The organism is Rhodococcus wratislaviensis, from assembly GCF_900455735.1.
Classification (GTDB): Bacteria; Actinomycetota; Actinomycetes; order Mycobacteriales; family Mycobacteriaceae; genus Rhodococcus_F; species Rhodococcus_F wratislaviensis.
In genome coordinates this window covers 1,248,979-1,267,855 of the sequence record NZ_UAUI01000001.1, presented here as the reverse complement: position 1 = coordinate 1,267,855, position 18,877 = coordinate 1,248,979, and the positions used below count along the sequence as shown (strand labels likewise).

The 18,877-nt window shown below is 68.9% G+C and carries 16 protein-coding genes; 8 read left to right on the top strand and 8 right to left on the bottom strand.

The features are described 5' to 3' along the window. Positions 1-783 carry a DUF427 domain-containing protein gene (locus tag DTA22_RS05835; RefSeq protein WP_037226931.1) on the bottom strand — a complete coding sequence of 261 codons (783 nt, stop codon included), beginning with the start codon at positions 781-783 and terminating at the stop codon, positions 1-3. 35 nt (positions 784-818) lie between these two features. Next, entirely contained in the window at positions 819-1,568 is a 750-nt protein-coding gene (locus tag DTA22_RS05830; protein ID WP_112298747.1) for a DUF998 domain-containing protein, read from the bottom strand. Between the two features lie 57 nt (positions 1,569-1,625). Here DTA22_RS05830 and DTA22_RS05825 point away from each other — a divergent pair, with 57 nt between their 5' ends. From DTA22_RS05825 to DTA22_RS05805, 5 genes are all read left to right on the top strand, one after another. Further along, complete coding sequence (locus tag DTA22_RS05825; RefSeq protein ID WP_112298746.1) at positions 1,626-4,535, top strand: FAD-binding and (Fe-S)-binding domain-containing protein; 2,910 nt, start codon at positions 1,626-1,628, stop codon at positions 4,533-4,535. A gap of 1 nt (position 4,536) precedes the next feature. Further along, positions 4,537-4,965 carry a pyridoxamine 5'-phosphate oxidase family protein gene (locus DTA22_RS05820; RefSeq protein ID WP_112298745.1) on the top strand — a complete coding sequence of 143 codons (429 nt, stop codon included), beginning with the start codon at positions 4,537-4,539 and terminating at the stop codon, positions 4,963-4,965. 142 nt (positions 4,966-5,107) lie between these two features. Then, the gene (locus tag DTA22_RS05815; protein WP_112298744.1) at positions 5,108-6,703 is read left to right on the top strand and encodes an FAD-dependent oxidoreductase; all 1,596 of its coding nucleotides are present in this window, start codon (positions 5,108-5,110) and stop codon (positions 6,701-6,703) included. Continuing rightward, a complete protein-coding gene (locus tag DTA22_RS05810) occupies positions 6,700-7,038 on the top strand; it encodes a 4Fe-4S dicluster domain-containing protein (protein WP_112298890.1) in 339 nt (112 codons plus the stop codon). The genes DTA22_RS05815 and DTA22_RS05810 overlap by 4 nt, the downstream gene beginning before the upstream one ends. Before the next feature lie 97 nt (positions 7,039-7,135). Beyond that, positions 7,136-8,497 carry a bifunctional lysylphosphatidylglycerol flippase/synthetase MprF gene (locus DTA22_RS05805; RefSeq protein ID WP_112298889.1) on the top strand — a complete coding sequence of 454 codons (1,362 nt, stop codon included), beginning with the start codon at positions 7,136-7,138 and terminating at the stop codon, positions 8,495-8,497. Between the two features lie 7 nt (positions 8,498-8,504). On the opposite strand, the gene DTA22_RS36210 is transcribed toward DTA22_RS05805, so the two are convergent. From DTA22_RS36210 to DTA22_RS05795, 3 genes are all read right to left on the bottom strand, one after another. Further along, positions 8,505-8,657 (bottom strand): hypothetical protein, encoded by a 153-nt coding sequence (locus DTA22_RS36210; protein ID WP_167344011.1) that lies wholly within the window; start codon positions 8,655-8,657, stop codon positions 8,505-8,507. A gap of 125 nt (positions 8,658-8,782) precedes the next feature. Continuing rightward, complete coding sequence (locus DTA22_RS05800) at positions 8,783-9,190, bottom strand: YybH family protein (protein ID WP_112298743.1); 408 nt, start codon at positions 9,188-9,190, stop codon at positions 8,783-8,785. Beyond that, positions 9,183-10,637, bottom strand: a complete 1,455-nt coding sequence (locus tag DTA22_RS05795) for a purine-cytosine permease family protein (RefSeq protein WP_112298742.1) — start codon at positions 10,635-10,637, stop codon at positions 9,183-9,185. Before DTA22_RS05795 ends, DTA22_RS05800 begins: the two co-directional genes overlap by 8 nt. 121 nt (positions 10,638-10,758) lie before the next feature. Between DTA22_RS05795 and DTA22_RS05790 the strand changes: the two genes are divergently transcribed. After that, a complete protein-coding gene (locus DTA22_RS05790; protein ID WP_112298741.1) occupies positions 10,759-12,270 on the top strand; it encodes a PucR family transcriptional regulator in 1,512 nt (503 codons plus the stop codon). Positions 12,271-12,273: 3 nt separating this feature from the next. On the opposite strand, the gene DTA22_RS05785 is transcribed toward DTA22_RS05790, so the two are convergent. Then, positions 12,274-13,329 (bottom strand): 2,3-butanediol dehydrogenase, encoded by a 1,056-nt coding sequence (locus DTA22_RS05785; protein WP_112298740.1) that lies wholly within the window; start codon positions 13,327-13,329, stop codon positions 12,274-12,276. A gap of 191 nt (positions 13,330-13,520) precedes the next feature. On the opposite strand from DTA22_RS05785, the gene DTA22_RS05780 reads away from it, so the two are divergent. Continuing rightward, positions 13,521-14,162 (top strand): restriction endonuclease, encoded by a 642-nt coding sequence (locus tag DTA22_RS05780; RefSeq protein WP_037226948.1) that lies wholly within the window; start codon positions 13,521-13,523, stop codon positions 14,160-14,162. Between the two features lie 66 nt (positions 14,163-14,228). On the opposite strand, the gene DTA22_RS05775 is transcribed toward DTA22_RS05780, so the two are convergent. Together DTA22_RS05775 and DTA22_RS05770 are read right to left on the bottom strand one after the other, a co-directional pair. Further along, positions 14,229-14,690, bottom strand: a complete 462-nt coding sequence (locus DTA22_RS05775; protein WP_005252720.1) for a 6,7-dimethyl-8-ribityllumazine synthase — start codon at positions 14,688-14,690, stop codon at positions 14,229-14,231. Between the two features lie 23 nt (positions 14,691-14,713). Then, positions 14,714-15,226 (bottom strand): Lrp/AsnC family transcriptional regulator, encoded by a 513-nt coding sequence (locus DTA22_RS05770; RefSeq protein ID WP_005252722.1) that lies wholly within the window; start codon positions 15,224-15,226, stop codon positions 14,714-14,716. A 138-nt stretch (positions 15,227-15,364) separates the two neighbouring features. On the opposite strand from DTA22_RS05770, the gene DTA22_RS05765 reads away from it, so the two are divergent. Further along, positions 15,365-18,877, top strand: a complete 3,513-nt coding sequence (locus DTA22_RS05765; protein WP_322789936.1) for an indolepyruvate ferredoxin oxidoreductase family protein — start codon at positions 15,365-15,367, stop codon at positions 18,875-18,877.

Here is an 18,877-nt window from a genome sequence, read left to right as displayed (position 1 = left end):
TCAGCTCTCCACCGTCGTGCCGTCCACCACGATCCGCACGCGGTCGGGGTAGAACGACACGTGGTCGTCGATGCCCGACGCCTCCGCGGTGGTGAACGGGTAGAACCAGGCAGCGTCCTCGACGGGCTCGGACCCGTCCGCCCCGGTGAACGACAGATACGACGCCGTCCCCTTGTACGGGCAGGACGTCCGTGTGTCGGAGGCGGTGAAGAATTCCGACCGCACGTCGATGCGGGGAACGTAGTAGCGCACCGGCAGTGACGTCTCGAACAGCAGTCGCGGGCGGACGGTGTCGGCGACGAGCGTGTCACCGATGAACACCTCGACGTGCCGGGACGACGGCAGCACGTCGACGCGCACATACGGGTCGCGGGCGTGGACGAACACCTGCTGGTCCTCCTCGTACCAGGCGTCCATTCTGTGCCAGTAGAACGCGACGTACGGGCTGAGGTCGAGGGAGTCCTCCAGCCTGGCGTCGTAGCCCCACACGGACTGCTCGGCGCGACGGTCGCCGACGACGAGATCCCAGTACCGCGCCTTGCCCTTCCACGGGCACGTCGTGGTGGCGTCGACGGGCTCGAGGAAGTCGAAGTTCACGTCGTCGCGGGGAATGTAGTAGACGGGCAGGTGCCCCTTTTCGAACAGGTACACCGAACGGGTGGTGTCGGCGACCACCTGACCGCCGAAGACCACCCGGATGCGCTTGTGGTTGGGTTCGATCGAGATGCGGCCGTTCTCCGCGAACTGCTGGGAAGCGGCGGCATGCGTGAGAGCTGTGGACATCACTCCATGGTGCGCCTTCGGCGCCCGGTGCGGGGTTAAGGAGTCTCTGGACTCGTTAACCACGCACGGGTGCGGAGCGCCGCGACACCGGCGGTCACGACCCACACCGTGAACGGGTACAGGGCCAGGCGTTCGGTGACGCCGAACGGTTCGCCGGGGAGGAGGATCGCCGCCATTCCGACGACCCCGACGAGGCAGCACAGACCGGTCCAGAGCGCGAAGATGCGCCATCGTTCGTAAAGCGCGATCGCGATGACGATCATGGCGGCGTTGCGGGCGACGAACGTCGGGGCCGCGACCAGCTGGTGCAGGTGGGCGTCCACGTTGATCGGAACGACGCCTGTCAGCGCCGCACTCACGGCCGCCAGACAGAGCAGCGTCAACGCGGCCCGGCGCAGGCGGCCCGGTGGCAGGAACTCGCGCAGGCCCACGGCTCCGGCGAGAATGAGCACCCCGGTCATCACGAATGCGCTGTTGATCACCGCGTGCAGCGGTGAGCAGAGCCGGGCGGCCGCGATCTGGGCAGCGGAGCCGTCGCAGCCCGTGACCCCCAGATTGCTGACCGAATTGGTCCGCACCTCGTACGGCCGCGGCCAGGCGCGCGCGGTCACGACCTCCGCGAGGAAATACAGGGCGATGAGCACCCAGGCCGTGGCTCCGACCCGCACAGCCAACAGTCGCCGGGCGGGTGACGGCGTTCGCACGACGCTCACTCCTCCGAACCGTACCCGGCTCACCGAGAGGATTGTTGACAATCTTCGGGAGCGGCTCGACCATGTAGCCATGGCCCCGCTGACGAGAATTCCGGTAGCTGACTCCGACGAGACGGGACAGATCGACGCGTGGCTGAGCTGACACGCCCCGCGGCCGACCTGCACGCCGAGCTCGCCGAGCTGGGCATCGACCTCGACACCGGATCGCGACGGCGCGCCGAATACTCCTTCGACGCCTCCAATTACCGGGTGCCGCCGCTGGCCGTCGCGTTTCCCCGCAGCGCCGGCGACGTGGTGGCGATCGTCCGGGCCTGCACCGACCGCGGCATCCCCATCACCAGCCGCGGCGGCGGCACGTCACTCGCCGGCAACGCAATCGGCAGGGGAGTGGTACTCGACTTCTCCCGGCACATGAATCAGGTGCGGGCCGTGGACGCGTCCGCTAGAACCGCCGTCGTCGAACCCGGGATCGTCCTCACGGACCTGCAGAAAGACGTGCAACTGGCGACGGACGGCGCGTTCACGTTCGCGCCCGACCCGTCCAGCAAGTCCCGCGCGACCGTCGGCGGTGCGATCGGAAACGACGCCTGCGGCAACCACTCCGTGCGGTACGGCCGCACGTCCGATCATGTCGTCGCGCTCGACCTCGTGACGGCGAACGGGCACCGGCTGACCGCCACCCGCGACGGGCTGCGGGCCACCGATCCGGACGACGCGTCCGCAGTGAGCGAGGCCCGGCGGATCGTCGCCGGACTCGACGAGCTGACGCAGGAGCATCTGGGCGACTTCCGGCTGGAGCTGGGCCGCATCCCACGACAGGTGTCGGGATTCCACCTGGCGAACCTGTTGCCCGAGAACGGCTTCGACGTGGCCCGCGCACTGGTGGGGAGCGAGGGGACGTGCGCGGTGATCGTGTCCGCGATCGTCGCGCTGGTGCCGGTGCCGCCCGCCGCGATGCTGCTGTGCCTCGGATACCGCGACCTGGTGGACGCGGCCCGCGACAACGCACTGATCCTCGGGTACTCGCCCGCCGCGATCGAGGGCATCGATTCGGCGATCGTCGACACCATGCGGCACCTGCGCGGCGCCGACTCCGTCGTCGGGCTGCCCGACGGCGAGGCCTGGCTGTACGTCGACCTCGACGGCGAGGATCTCGCCGAAGTGAAACTGCGCGGGGCCGAACTGGTCTCGAAACTGCGGGCCGCCGGACGGCTCGTCGACTCGCGGGTGGTCGGGGACCCGGCGGAACGCGCGTCGCTGTGGCGGGTCCGCGAGGACGGCGCCGGACTGTCCGCCCGACTCGTCGAGGGCGGCGAATCCTGGACGGGCTGGGAGGATTCCGCCGTCGCACCCGACCAGCTCGCCGACTACCTCGTCGACATCAAGGCCCTGCTCGCCGAATTCGGCCTCACCGGCGTCATGTACGGACACTTCGGCGCCGGCTGCATGCACATCCGCATCAACTTCGACCAGCGCACCGAGTCGGGCCGGGACGTGATGTCGCGGTTCATCCACCGCGCCGCCGAACTGTGCGTGCGATTCGGGGGATCGATGTCGGGGGAGCACGGCGACGGTCGCGCGCGGTCGGCGCTGCTGCCGATCATGTACACCCCCACCATGATGGCGGCATTCGCGACGTTCAAACGCCTGTGGGATCCGGCGGCCGTGCTGAACCCGGGCAGCATCGTCGACCCCGAACCGCTGCTGGGCAGCCTGGCACTCGACGGCGTGAACCCGCGGGCGTGGCAGACCACATTCGATCTCACCCCCACCAGCGACGTCCCCGTCGCGCCGTTCGTCCACGCCGTCCAGGGGTGCATCGGGGTGGGCCGCTGCCGCGCGTCGACGGGCGGGGTGATGTGCCCCAGCTTCCGCGCGACCGGCGACGAGAAGGACTCCACCCGCGGCCGGGCCCGCGCTCTGCAGGAGATGGTCCGCAACTCGCCGACCGTCGCCGACGGATGGCGCTCCGAGGACGTCAAGGAATCCCTCGACCTCTGCCTGTCCTGCAAGGCGTGCTCCACCGACTGCCCGGTGGGCGTCGACATGGCCACGTACAAGTCCGAATTCCTCGACCACCACTACCGCGGACGGGTGCGTCCGCTGTCGCACTACTCCCTCGGCTGGCTGCCGGTGTGGCTGAAGATCGCCGAACGCTCCGCCCCCGTGGTGAATCGGCTGACCGCAGGCCGGTTGGCGAAGGTCGCGGCCAAACTGGGTGGTCTCACCCCGCACCGGTCGATGCCGGAGTTCGCGTCCCGCAAGCAGATCCGCCGCGAGGTCGGGGAGACGTCCGAGAACGCCACGGCGGATGTCGTGGTGCTCGCCGACACGTTCACCCGGGGGTTCCGCCCGGAGGTGGTCGGCGCCGCGTCGCGGGTACTCGCCGAGGCGGGCCTGAGCTCCCAGTGCCGCAGCGACGTGTGCTGCGGGCTCACCTGGATCTCCACCGGACAGCTGAAGCAGGCCAAGAAGACCCTCGCCAGGGCGGCCGAACTCCTCGACGACGGCACCGACCGCCCCATCGTCGTCCTCGAACCGAGCTGCGCCGCTGCGTTCCGCAAGGACCTGCCCGAACTCGTCCACACCGACGCCGCACGACGCGTCGCCGCCCGCGTCCAGAGCTTCGCGGGCGCCGTCCTCGAACGGACCCGGGCAGGCTGGACCCCGAGCGTGGCGCTGCCCGAGGACGTCACCGTGCAAACCCACTGCCACGAATACGCCGTGTTCGGCGCGGCCGGTCAGCGGAAGGCCCTGCAGGCGGTCGGCGTCGAACGCGTCCGCGAGGCCACCGGATGCTGCGGCGTCGCAGGAAACTTCGGGTTCGAGGCCGACCACTACGACCTCAGCATGCAGGTGGCGGAACAGGCACTCGCCCCCGCACTGCGCGACAGTCCCGAAGACGCAGTCGTGCTGACCGACGGATTCAGCTGCCACATGCAGGTGCGGCAGCTCGACCCGTCCCGATCGTCGCAACACCTCGCCCAGCTGCTCGATCCCGCACCACCGTCGAAACCCGAACACCAGAGCGGAGACTGACATGTCGCAGTTGTCGATGACCAGTGAACAGCGCGAGAAGTTCCTCGCCGACGTGCACGTGGGGGTGATCGCCGTCGACCGCGACGGGCGGGCACCGCTCGCCGTGCCCATCTGGTACGGCTACGAACCCGGCGGCCACGTGTACGTCTGGACCGGTCGCGGGTCGATGAAAGAGCGGCTGATCCGCGCCGCCGGCCGCTTCAGCCTCGTCGCCCAGGACGAGAAGCCGCCGTACCGGTATGTCAGCGTCGAAGGTCCGGCGGAGTTCGACGAATCACCCACCGCCGACGTCGTCCGCGGACTCGCCGCCCGCTACCTCCCCGCCGAGGAGGTCGACAGTTTCGTGGAGGAGGCGTACGACGACAGCGCGATCGTCATCCGCATGCGGCCGGAGCACTGGCTGAGCGTCGACTACGGCAAAGGCGCGTAGCGCCCGTGCGCGGTTAGCGAGTCCCTGGACTCGTTAACCGCGCACGGGCGATTCGGTTCACGCTGATTCTGACGATGGCGGCACGGGCCGATGTGCGGAAGCGTTGAAGGGCAGTTGTTCCGCCTCGACAGGAGCGCCCTTCATGACCGAACTTCTCGACCTGAGCACCGACGTCCTCGTCATCGGCGGCGGCCCCGCCGGAACGTGGGCCGCGCTGCGCGCACGGCAATCCGGGGCGGACGTCGTCCTCGTCGACAAGGGGTACTGCGGAACCAGCGGCGCCACCGCGCCTTCGGGCACCGGCGTCTGGTACATCGACCCCGACCCGTCCGCGCGGGCGAAGGCCAAGGCCAGCCGCGAAACGCTCGGCGGCCATCTCGCCGACCACCACTGGATGGACCGCGTCCTCGACCAGACGTACGCGAACATGGATCTCCTCGCCGAGGAGGGCCAGTACCCGTTCCCCGTCGACCCCGACACCGGCAGGCAGATCCGCACCGGACTCCAAGGGCCCGAATACATGCGACGGATGCGGGCGTGGGTCAAGAAGGCGGGCGTCCGGATTCTCGACCACTCGCCGGCCCTCGAACTGCTCGTCGACACCGACGGCCAGGTGCGCGGTGCGGCGGGCTACCAGCGCCAGGACGACCGCGACTACCGGATCACCGCCGGCGCCGTCGTGATCGCGAGCGGCGGCTGCGCGTTCCTGTCCCGCGCACTGGGCACCAACGTCGACACCGGCGACGGCGCGCTGATGGCCGCCGAGGTCGGCGCCACGTTCTCCGGCATGGAATTCTCCAACGCGTATGCGATCGTCCCCGCCAACTCCACTATCACCAAGACCGCCTACTACGGCTACGCCACGTTCTTCCACGCCGACGGACGCGTCCTCGAGGGCGCCGGCTCCACCAAGGGGCGTTCGGTGATCGCGAAAACGCTGCTGTCCGAGCCGGTGTTCGCCCAACTGGATCGCGCCGACGACGACGTGCAGCGCCAGATGCGACTCGGTCAGCCCAACTTCTTCCTGCAATTCGACCGTCGCGGCATCAACCCGTTCACCGACCGCTTCGAGGTCAGCATGCTCGCCGAGGGCACGGTGCGCGGGACCGGCGGCATCGACGTGGTCGACGACACCTGCGCCACGTCCGTCCCCGGCCTGTTCGCCGCCGGCGACGCCGCCACCCGCGAACGCATCTGCGGGGGCTTCACCGGCGGCGGCAGCCACAACTCGGCGTGGGCGATGTCGTCCGGCACCTGGGCGGGCACCGGGGCCGCGCGGTTCGCGCGAGCCGAACGTCGGGTGCGGGCGGGCGAACTGCGTCCCGCCGGGCGGGCCGGGCTGCGTCCGGCGCAACGGTCGGGGCTGGAGGCGTCCGCCGTCGTCGCGGCCGCGCAGGCGGAACTCATCCCGTACGAGAAGAACTACCTGCGCGACGGCGTGCGGGTGCAGGGTGCACTCGACGAGTTGGAGTCGTTGTGGACGGCATTGTCGCTGGGCCTCGGCGGCGACTCCGGCGACGAGCGGGTCCGTGCCCGTCAGGCCGCGGCGATCACCGCGGTGGGCCGGTGGATGTACCACTCGACGCTCGCGCGGACGGAAACCCGCGGAATGAGCAAGCGCGCCGACTACCCCGACCTCGACCCCGCGCAGCACCACCACCTGCTCACCGGTGGGCTGGACGACGTGTGGACTGCGACCGCTGCGACGCACAGCGGGCTGTTGCGGGTGGCCTCGTGATCGAGGTGCTGCTGGCCGAGGCGTGCATCGGCTGCGACAAGTGCGTCGACGCGTGCCCCACCAACGTCTTCGACCGCACCGACGCCGGGATCCCCGTGATCGCCCGGCAATCGGACTGCCAGACGTGCTTCATGTGCGAGGCGTACTGCCCGGTCGACGCGCTCTACGTGGACCCGCAGTCCACGCCGCTCGCCGACGGGCAGGACATCCCGGCGGACCACATCGGCCGGTACCGCGAGAAGCTCGGCTGGGGGAAGGGGCGTGCCGCAGGCTCACTCACGGCTGTCGGGCCGTCCCTGCCGCACGGTGCACCGCCGCCCAGGCTCCGCCCGTGAGTGCGTAGCGAGTCCAGGGACTCGTCAAGCACTCACGGGCGGCGGAGCCGCTAGATTGGAGGTACCGGAACAGTCGTCACCTGGTGCAGGGGTGCGGATGCAGAACTCGAAGTCGACACCGATGACCGTGCCCGGGCTGCGGGTATCCCGGCCCGAATCGCCCGCGGCGCGGATGGCGCTCGTCGGCGCGACTGTCGTGGCCGGTCTCGTGCTCATGTGGATGGCCGGGCGGTCGGGTCCCGTCCGCACGTGGATGGTGGCGGTCGGAATCGCCGTCCTGCTGGTGGCCCGTGGACTGCACCTGCGGCGGCCCGTCACCATGACGCATTCGGTGGCGGCGGTACTGATCGTGGCGGCCGCGGATGTGGCGTACACGAGCGCACATTCGACTCCGGGGTTCCTCCTGCTGGTGGCCACCGGACCCGTCCTGATGCTGCCGGTGCGCAGTGTGCCGCAGCCCGAGGACCGTGCCCGAGTGTCCGCCCTGATCCAGCAGACCACGGACGACCCGTTGTCGCCGTTCGCCCTCAATTCGGCGAAGTCGTACTACTTCAACGCGTCGGGCACCGCGGCGATCGCCTACCGGGCGCGGTCCGGAATAGCGGTCGTCTCCGGCGATCCCATCGGCAACTCATTCGAATTCGGCGCCCTCCTCGACGAGTTCTCCGAGTTTGCGGCCGAACGCGGTTGGCGCGTCGCCGTGCTCGGCGCAGGAGAACGCGTCGCCCGGCTGTGGGAGATCGGCGGCGACACCCGAAAGCCGTTGAAGGCGGTCCCCATCGGCCGCGACGTGGTGATCGACGTCGGACACTTCACCCTGCACGGCAGGAAATTCCGAAACCTCCGACAGGCCGTGCAGCGCACCCACAATGCCGGGGTCGCCACCGAGATCGTCCCCGAAGCCGCGCTCGACGAACCGACGCGGCGGGAACTGACGGACATCGTCGACGACGCCCGCGCGGGGCATCAGCGCCGCGGATTCTCGATGATCCTCGACCACCTGCTGGACGGCACACTCCCCGGTGTTCTCCTCGTCGTCGCCCGCGACTCCGCCGGACGCGCCGTGGCCTTCCAGCGTTACGGCACCGCCGATGCCGCCCGCGAACTGAGCCTCGACGTTCCGTGGCGCGCCGAGGACGCACCGAACGGCACCGACGAACGCATGACCGTCGACGTCATCCGCCACGCCGAGCAGACCGGTGCGCGATACGTCTCGCTGTCGTTCGCGGCGTTCCCCGAACTCCTCGACCCCGGCGCACCCGGCGCGGGCGCCCGGCTCTTCCGCCGTGTCCTCCACCTCGGCGACGTCCTGATCTCGCTCGAGTCGCTGTACCGCTACCTCGGCAAGTTCCATTCCACGGGGAACCGGCGATACGTGCTCCTGCGTTTCCGCTACCTGCTGCCCGCCGCGTTCGCGTGCCTGACGTTCGAGTTCGTGCCGCACCGGGAGCGGGGCTGAGGCGAGGTCAGAAGTCGAAATTCTTCTCGTTCGTCGCGGTGAGCGCGTCGACGACGGCCGCGAGATCGGTCTTGGAGACGTCCGGGGTCGCCTCCTTCGGCGTCGGTCGCGTCGCCTTCTCCGGTGGGGTCTGCTTCTTGCCGGGCCGTTCGTCCGTCATCTGTGCACCTTCGCGATATGCCGAGCCGGGCAGGTTTACTGACCAGTACACCGTCGGGCGTCTGCCTCCGCAACTCGACGGGGTCCTGATGTGACGCGGTCCACGTCGAGCCAGCTATCTGTCAGTTACATCGCTGGACCGGACTGCGGCGACAGGTGCTCGTGGACGGCGATCCAGCCCGAATCGTCGCGACGCCGGAACAGGATCGTCTCCCGCTCGTCGAGCTCGACGGTCCCCGTCGAATCCCGCACAGTGGTGCCGACCCGATGCGTCAGCACCGCGACATCCGGGGCCGGGAACGTGACGCACTGCTCGCTGGAACGGCACGCCAGGACGCGGAACCCGTCCGACTCCCACTCGGTCCACAGGTCGCGGTAGGCCTCGCGGCTCGGCAGCGGCACCGGGTGGGTGTAGAAGACGAACATCGCGTCCGGGCTGAACGCCTCGAAGTAGGCGGCCGTGTCGTGCTCGCCGAATGCCCGGATCAGCGCGTCGATCGCGTGCTGGACGTCAGCCGTCGTCGCGTCAGCCATGAGCGGGGGTCTCCTCGCCTGCCAGTGCGGCTTCGCTGTCCTCGATGAACCGTTCCTCGGTGTTCAGGTCCAGCGACCGGGACAGCACCCAGTACACGATCCCGGACACGGCGAGTCCGACCGCGAACGCGACGTCGACCTCACCGAGGGCCGCGGCGATCGGTCCGACGTAGAACGGCAGCACCATGAACGGCACGGACGCGACGATGCCGGCGAAGAAGGCCGTCATACCCCGCCACGACCACATTCCGTACAGCCCGTCCGGTGTGAACAGGTCGGTGATGGCGTAGTGCCCGCGGCGCACGAAGAAGAAGTCGGTGAGATTGACGGCGGTCCAGGGCACGAGGAGGTACAGCATGATCAGCAGTGTCGTGTTCAGGACGGTCGTCGAATCGGTGAACAGCAGACTCAGCACCAGCCAGACCGCGGCCAGCGCGAGCACGGTCACCACCCGGATCCGGCGGGACGGGGTGACCTTCCGGAAGGAGTCGATGCCGGTGATCACGGTCAGCATGCCGCTGTACGCGTTCAGGCCCATGGTCGCCACCAGCACGAGCGTCGCGACGAGTGCGAGCACGCTGCCGAGGAACGGGACCACCGAGTTCCCGGCGTCGTGGATGCCGGCGAGCGCATCCGTCGCTCCCAGCCGGGTGGCCATCCACGCGCCCACCGGGATCAGCCACACCGGCGACGCGGAGGCGCCGAGGAACACGGCCGACACGATGGCCGACGTCCGCGTGTTGCGCGGCAGGTACCGCGAGTAGTCCGACACGTACGGCGCGTAGGTGATGTTGTAGGAGGCCGCGACACTGAACTGGGCGATGAACGCCAGCAGGGTGAACCCGCCCGTCGCGGCGCCCGCGTCGCCGCCGCCGGCGTGCCCGAACACCACACCCCACGTGAGGATCGCCCACAGCGGCAGCGACAGCCAGAACAGCACACGGAACGACAGGTGCAGCAGATCGTGACCATAGATCGCGAGCAGCGTCGCGACCGCGGTGATGACGACGGCGATGATTGCCGCGTTCCACCCGAAGATGCTGTGCAGACCCGCCTTGATGATGACGACGTCCACGACGTTGAACCCGACGTACGTGAACAACGTCCCGATGAGTGCGAGGACGACACCGCGATAGCCGAACTGTGCACGGGACTGCACCATCTGCGGGAGTCCGAGCACCGGTCCCTGCGACGCGTGGAACGCCATGAACAACGTTCCGAAGAAGATGCCGAGAATGCCCGCCACCACCGTCCAGCCCAGCGACAGGCCGAGGGCGGGGCCGACGAAACCGATGGCCACCGTGAAGGGCTGGAAGTTTCCGACGAACCAGAAGGGGCCCTGGTCGCGGACCTTCCCGTGACGTTCGTCCTCGGGGACGTAGTCGATCGACCGGGTCTCGATGGTGCCACCGAGGGTCGCGGCGGTGTCGCCGGAGTGATCTGTCACTGAAACTCCTAGAAGGTGCTGTGGCTCTGATCACTACTCTGCGCACTGCGCCGCTCCGGCACCAGAGGCGAGATGTACAGTTCGTCTATTACGGTTGGGCAATTAGTACAAGAGGTCACCGGTGATCACCGTTCAGGACGTTCTGTCCGCCCCCACGCTGCGGCTCACATCGATGAGCGGGACGGCGGGGGTGGACAACCCCATCACCGCAGCGCACGTGTCCGAACTGACGCGTCCGCGGGACTGGCTCCAGGGCGGGGAGTTGCTGATGACCGTCGGCCTCATGCTTCCCACCACCGAAGCGGGGTGCCGCGACTACGTGCGGGATTGCGTCGCGGGCGGGGTCGCCGCACTGTGCCTCGGTCTGGGGCACGGGCTGCCCTACCAGGCACCCCCGGAGCCGCTCGTCGCGGCCGCGCGTGAATTCGGCGTCCCGCTGCTCATCGCCCCCGACTCGGTGCCGTTCATCGCCATCACCAAGTGGATCTTCTCCCGGATAGCCGAGGAGGAGAAGCGTGCCCTCGAGGACGCGATCGAGCTCAGCTATCAGCTCACCGCGGTCGCGGCCGGACCGTCGCCGCTGAGCGGACTGCTCGACACGTGGCGTTCCGTCAGCGGCTCACTGTGCGCGGTGCTGGACGCGTCGGGTGGGGTCGTCCAGCTCTCCGACGGCGTCGATGAAGCGTTCCTGCGGGACGCCCAGGACCAGGTGGGTCGTTACACCACCCGCGCGAAGGGCTGGACCGCGTTCGGCGGCGCCGGTCGGCGGGAACTCGAACTGCACCCCGTCCGAATCGAGAACCCGCTCGCGTTCGTCGTGCTCGAGCGGTCGGCGGACAGCGCGCTGCGGCACGCGTCCAATGTGCTCGTCTCGCTGCTGTCGCTCGAACTCGAACGCCGTCACGTGGCAGGCGAACCCGAGCGGCAGCGGCGGGCGGCGGCGCTGGCACAGCTGCTCAGGCCCGGACTTCGGAGGGAGCGCGCCCATCAGATCGCCGCCGGCATCGGGCTGCCCCGTGACCCCCTGCAGATCGCCGTCGTGCGCTCCACCCCCGATTCGGTGGCCGACCTGACCGCCCGGATCGGGTCGGCCCTTCCGGATTCCGTCCTGAGACAGCGCAACTCGGACATCGAGATCGCGCACCCCGAATCCGCCGGGCTCGCCGACCTGCTGTCGGGTGTCGCGGAGGGATGCGCGATCGGGATCGGCGCGCTGGTTCCCGTGGACGCGCTGGCCGTGTCGGCGATGCAGGCGCGATCCCTCGTCGCCGTCAGTGCCCGACTCGGCCGCGCCGTCGACGCCAAGGAAGGGGAGACCGTGCAGTTGCTGCTGCGCCTCGGCTCGGCCGACGTGCTCAGCGGCTTCTCGACCGCCGTCCTCGCACCCCTCGATCAGCTCGAGCCGCGCGAACGCGTCGAACTCCAGCGAACGCTCGAGGAATGGCTGCGAGCCAACGGGGCATGGGACCCCGCGGCGGCGGCCCTCTCCGTGCACCGCAACACGGTCCGGAACCGGATCGACAAGATCGCGGCACTGACCGGGCGGACCCTCGACCAGGCCGACGACCGCATGGAGTTGTGGCTGGCGCTCAAGGCCAGGGCGGTGACACCGTCGACGGACGAACCCGACTGACGGTCACGCCCGGACCAGGATCTTCACCGCCGTGTCGTTGTGCTCGATCAATGTCGTGAGGCCCTCGGACACCAGGTTGTCGAGTTCGATCCGGCCGGTGATGAACGGGGCCAGATCGATCACGCCGGTGCGCACCATCTCGATCACCGCCTCGTGATCACGGACGTAGGCGATGGTGCCGCGCAGGTCGATCTCCTTGAGGACGAGCTTCTGCATGTCGACCGTCGCGGGCTTGCCCCAGATCGACACGTTCACCACCACGGCTGCGGGCCGGACGGCGTCGAGGATCGTGTCCAGGACGGCGTCGACCCCGGCGCACTCGAACCCGAGATCGGCGCCGACACCGCCGGTCAGCTCGAGCACCCGGGCCTTCACGTCTTCCGACGACGGGTCGATCACGTGATGCGCGACCCCACTGGACAGCGCCTTCTGCTTGCGGGCGTCACTGAGTTCCGTGACGATCGTGGTGACACCCAGACCCTTCAGGACCGCGGCCACCAGGAGTCCGATCGGCCCCGCACCGCCGACCAGCGCGACGTCGCCGGCCTTCGCCCCGCTGCGGACGACTGCATGATGCGCGACGCTGAGCGGTTCGATCAGGGCCGCCTCGTCGAGCGGGATGTCGCCGATCTTGTGCACCCAGCGGCGGTCGACCACCACCTTCTCGCTGAGTCCGCCTCCGCCACCGGCCAATCCGATGAAACCCATCTTCGTACACAGGTGATAGTTGCCTGCCTTGCAGGACGCGCACTCGTTGCACACGAAGTATGGCTCCACCACCACGTTGTCGCCGACGGCGACATCGGTGACGCCCTCACCGACCTCCTCCACCGTGCCGGAGAACTCGTGGCCCATCGTCACCGGCGCGTTCTCGTGCGACAGCGGATGCGGATGTCCCGGCGGGGAGATGAAAATCGGGCCATCCAGGTACTCGTGCAGATCGGTGCCGCAGATGCCGCACCACGCGACCCGGAGTTTCACCGCGCCCGGCCGCAATTCCGGCTCCGGGATGTCGTCGATCCGGATGTCGCGTCGGCCGTGGAAGCGTGCTGCCCTCATGAATCCGCCCTCACTACGTTGTGAACGTGCTGATTCGGGGAACGGTACGGTCGCGCGGCCGGGGGCGGGAAGAGTTGCAGTGTGTTGCAATTCGATGGCGCCGGTGTGACGTTCACCGGCGGATAGCTGGTTTGGCCGGATCTGCGGGTACCTTCGAAGGGAAAGACTGGTTCGATCTGGGGGAGTGAGGCATGGCACGCATACGCACGGCGGCTGAAGCTGAAATCAATGCCGCCGAGCAGATGCAGAAGCTCGGTTACGGCGACGCCACAGCGCTGCTCGGGGGCGCGGACGGCGGCATCGACGTCTACTCGTCACGCGCGTACGCGCAGGTGAAGTGGCGTGGCGGCAGTGCAGGCAAGTCGGACCTCGCGAACCTCTACGGCACCCGCGGAACCAGCCACGCCCGGAAACTCCTGTACTTCTCCGGCCCCGGATACACCGACGAGGCCGTCGACTACGCGGACGCGGTGGGTATCGCCCTGTTCCGGTGCGAGCCCGACGGCGAAACCCCGCCGGTCGGCGCCCATGCCCCGAAACTGGTGGCCGCCGCGCGTAACTCGACGGTTGCGGTGGCCCCGTCCCCGCCGCCGCCACCCGAGCCCGAATCGCCGGCGCGCATCGTCGCCCGCAATGCATGGGCGATGGTCGCAGGCTTCTTCGGCGCCCACTGGCGACTCCTCGGCGCCGTCGTCTGCACGATTGTCCTCATGATCGCCCCCTTCGGCGAAGGGAACGTGGGGCTGCGCGTGTTCGCGACGATCCTCGCCGTCGTCGGCGCGCCGGTGTTCTGGCTCCTCTACGTCCAGCACCGGCACGCGAAGGACCGGTAATACGAGGAAACCACCGTCGGTACGTACTGACGGTGGTTTCTCGTTGCGGTTCGGAGTGGGCGAATCTCAGTTCGCAGTCGGCAGCGACTTCAGCGACGTGACGGTGGCGACGCAGGCGCGAGCGGCCTCGGCGCCCTTCTTCACGAAGTGGTCGTGGAAGTAGTTCAGGTGCTCGTCGTGCTCGTGGAAGTGGTGCGGCGTCAGCACAACCGAGAACACCGGCACGTCCGTGTCGAGTTGCACGCGCATGAGGCCGTCGATCACCGCGGTCGCGACGAACTCGTGCCGGTAGATGCCACCGTCCACGACGAGCGCAGCGGCGACGACGGCGTCGTAACGCCCGGTGAGGGCGAGGCGGCGTGCGTGCAGCGGGATCTCGAACGCGCCCGGCACCTCGAAGAAGTCCAGTTCGTCCTTCGAATACCCCAGCGTGTTCACCTCGTCGGTGAAACCCTCGCGTGCGCGGTCGACGATGTTGCGGTGCCACGTGGCCTGGATGAACGCGATCCGTCCCTGACTCTCACTCATGGTCTGAAACTACTGCACCGGTGCTACCGCTGTGAACGGGGCAGTGCCGTGGACCGGCCCCACCCGGAGTCGTCGGTGAGGTGCTCGAGCAGCGGCTGAATCCGGTACGGCAGCGGGCTGGTCAGCGCGATGGTCGTGGTCGAGTGCGTGATCCCGGGCAGGTTCGCGATCTTCTCGAGCAACTTCTGCAGCTCCGCGTGCGTGGACGTGGCCACCCGCACCAGCAGATCTTCGCGGCCGGTGGTCGCGTGGATCTCGATGACCTCCGGCAGGTCGACGAGGCGATTGCCGACGGCGGTCAGCTTGCCCTGTTCGAGTTCGAGCCCGACGAACGCCTGGATGGGAATCCCGACCTCGGCGAGGTCGAGGTTGGGGCGGAAACCGGTGAGCAGTCCGCTGGTCTCCATGCGCTTCATCCGGGACTGGACGGTGTTGCGGGCGACGCCCAGCGAGTTGGCGAGTTCGGCCACGCTCATGCGTGAGTCCTTGCCGAGCAGTCCGAGCAACTGCACGTCGAGCTTGTCGATGCTGAGCACTTTGGGTACCTCCGGGAAGTGACGACCGTCACCTGTTGCGTGAACTGATCAGTTGATGCGATTTGCGTTGACCAAATCTTAGACCAGATACAGGATCAAGCTCACGAAATGCTCAACGCGACGGATCGGGAATCGCAGATGACTCAGCTAGACGACGCTCGCACCAGTGCAGCATCCTTTGATCTCGCCGACCGATACCGGGCCGACTCGGGCCCGGTGTTGATGACCGGTGTCCAGGCCATCGCCCGCCAGCTGGTGGAGCAGCACGAACGCGACCGCCGCGCGGGGCTGAACGTCGCGACGTTCGTCTCCGGCTACCAGGGCAGCCCCCTCGCCGGCCTCGACCGCACCATCGCCGCCATCCCCACGTTGAGCACCGACCACGACGTGAAGTTCGTGCCCGGCATGAACGAGGAACTCGCCGCGACGTCCGTCTGGGGCAGCCAGGTCGACCTCCCGCAGGGCGAGCGCACCCACGACGGCGTCGTCGGCGTCTGGTACGGCAAGGGCCCCGGCCTCGACCGCGCCAGCGACTCCATCCGGCACGCCGCCATGTACGGCGCCAACGCCCGCGGCGGCGTCCTCGTCCTCGTGGGCGACGACCCCAACGCCAAGTCCTCCACCATCCCCTGCGCCAGTGAGCGGTCCATGGCCGCGATGGGCATGCCCGTGTTCTTCCCGCGCAACGCCGAGGAGGTCATCACGTTCGGCCTCTACGGTGTGGCGCTGTCGAGGATCTCCGGATGCTGGTCGGGCATGAAGATCGTCGCCGACGTGGCCGACGGACTCTGGACCCTCGACCGCGACTTCGCGGACCTCGACATCGTGCTCCCCGACATCGAGTGGAACGGCAAGCCGTGGTCGTACCGGCAGCGCGTGCTCGCGTCCCCGCCCGACAGCGTCTACGCCGAGGCCGACCTGTACGGGCCGCGCTGGGCGATGGTCGAGGCGTTCAACTCCGCCAACGAGATCGACAAGATCGAGGTGAACCCGCGCACCGCGTGGCTGGGCATCGCCGCCGTCGGCACCGCCTACGACTCGCTGCGCCAGGCCCTGCTCGACCTCGGGCTCGGCGACTCCCAGCTCGAGGACGCCGGCATCCGCATCCTCCGCGTCGGCATGCCCTACCCGCTGGGCGCCGACAAGGTTCGCGAACTCGCCGACGGTGTCGAACAGGTCCTCGTCGTCGAGGAGAAGATGCCGTTCGTCGAGTCGCAGCTCAAGGACATCCTCTACGGCGGCGCCAGCGCACCCGCCGTGCTGGGGAAGAAGAACGCGCAGGGCAAGAACCTGATCCCCGTCGACGGTGAACTGACCGCCGCCCGGCTCACCGGACCGCTGCGCCGCGTCCTCAAGGACCGGGTCGCGCTGACGCCGGCCCCGCCGCCGCGCCTCGAGCTGACCGTCCTCCCGACGTCGCGCACCCCGTACTTCTGCTCCGGCTGCCCGCACAACCGCTCCACCGCGGTGCCCGAGGGATCGATCGCGGGCGGCGGCATCGGCTGCCACACCCTGGTCACGATGTCCGGCCGCACCGACAGCGCCGTCACCATGCTCACCCAGATGGGCGGCGAGGGCGCGCAGTGGATCGGGCAGGCCCCGTTCAGCGACGTCAAGCACATGTTCCAGAACGTCGGGGACGGCACCTACTTCCACTCCGGCCAGCTCGCCGTCCAGGCGTGCGTCGCCGCCGGCGTCAACATCACGTACAAGGTGCTCTACAATTCCGCCGTCGCGATGACCGGCGCACAGGACGCCGAGGCCGGGCTGACCGTGCCGCAGCTGACCCACAAGCTGGCGTCCGAGGGCGTCAAGCAGATCATCGTCTGCGCCGAGGACCCCAAGCGGCACAAGGGAGCCCACTTCGCCGCCAACACGCTGCTGTGGGACCGGACCCGGCTCGACGAGGCGCAGCGCGTCCTCCGCGACATCGAGGGCGTCACCGTGCTGATCTTCGACCAGCAGTGCGCCGCCGAGGCCCGCCGCAAGCGCAAGCGCGGCAAGCTGCCCGCCCGCCGCACCCGCGTCGTCATCAACGAGGCCGTCTGCGAAGGCTGCGGCGACTGCGGCGTCAAGTCCAACTGCCTGTCCGTGCAGCCCGTCGACACCGAATTCGGCCGCAAGACCAAGATCGACCAGACCAGCTGCAACACCGACTACTCCTGCCTCGAGGGCGACTGCCCGTCGTTCGTGACGGTCGAGCTGCCCGAGGAAGGCGCGCCGAAGACGTTGCGCGAGATCCCGGTTCCGCCGGAGGTCGGCGACCCCGATCCGGCCGTGTGGACGGGAACGCACAACCTGTTCATGGCCGGCGTCGGTGGAACCGGCATCGTCACCGTCAACCAGGTGCTCGGCATGGCCGCGTTGCGCGCCGGGCTGCACGTCGAGGGACTCGACCAGACCGGTCTCAGCCAGAAGGCCGGACCCGTCACGTCGCACCTGCGGCTCAGCGATCAGAAGACGCGTTCGGGAAGCTCGGCGCCGTCCAACCGGATCAGCCCCGCGACCGCCGACTGCGTCCTCGCATTCGACCTGCTGACGGCGGCCGACGCCAAGTACGCCGGCTTCGGCAGCTCCGAGCGCACCATCACCGTCGCGTCGACCAGCCAGACCCCGACGGGCGACATGGTCTACGACCCCGCCGTCCGCTACCCGGACGAGGACAAGCTGCTCGAGCGTCTCGACGTCTCGGCCCGCGAACTGACCGCGATCGACGGGCTCGCCGCCGCCACCGCACTGTTCGGCAGCACGGCCGCCGCCAACTTCCTGCTGGTCGGCGCCGCCTACCAGGCCGGTGGACTGCCCGTCCCCGCCCGGTTCATCGAGGAAGCCCTCGAGATCAACGGGGTGGCCGTCGAGTCCAACAAGGCCGCGTTCCACTGGGGACGCGTCGCCGTCGCCGACCGGGCGGCCTTCCTCGCCGCTACCAGCTCGGCCGCCGTGCCGCAGCGCAGCGACACCGTCGTCCCGACGCACCTGTTCGCCGGATCCACCTTGGGCGGTGCGACACGTGAGCTCACCGAACGCCGCGCCGCGAACCTCGTCGCCTTCCAGGGCGACCGCATCGCCGCCCGCTACATCGCCCTGGTGCAGCAGGCATGGGACGCCGAGCGCGAGCTGGGCAGCCGGACCGAGTTCAGCGAGGCCGTCGCCGCCGGCCTGCACAAGCTCACCGCCTACAAGGATGAGTACGAAGTGGCCCGGATGCTCACCGACCAGGCGTTCCTCGACGCCGCCGCCGGCGAGGTCCCCGGCGCGGGCAAGCTCACCTACAAGCTGCACCCGCCCGTCCTCAAGGCCATGGGCCGCAAGACCAAGATCGGATTCGGCCCCCGCTCGCACGTCGCGCTCAAGACCCTCGCCAAGGCGAAGTTCCTGCGCGGCACCGCGTTCGACCCGTTCGGCTACGCCAAGGTCCGTCGTCTCGAGCGTCAGCTGCTCGCGCACTACGAGTCCACGGTGGCCGGGCTCCTCGCGGACCTCTCCGCCGACACCTACGACACCGCCACGCTGATCGCCGCGACTCCCGACCTCGTCCGGGGCTACGAGGACGTGAAGCTGCGCAACGTCACCGTCTACCTCCAGCGTCTCGCCGAACTCGGCGTCGACACCTCCACCATCACGATTGCCACCACTCCGGAAAGGTCCTGA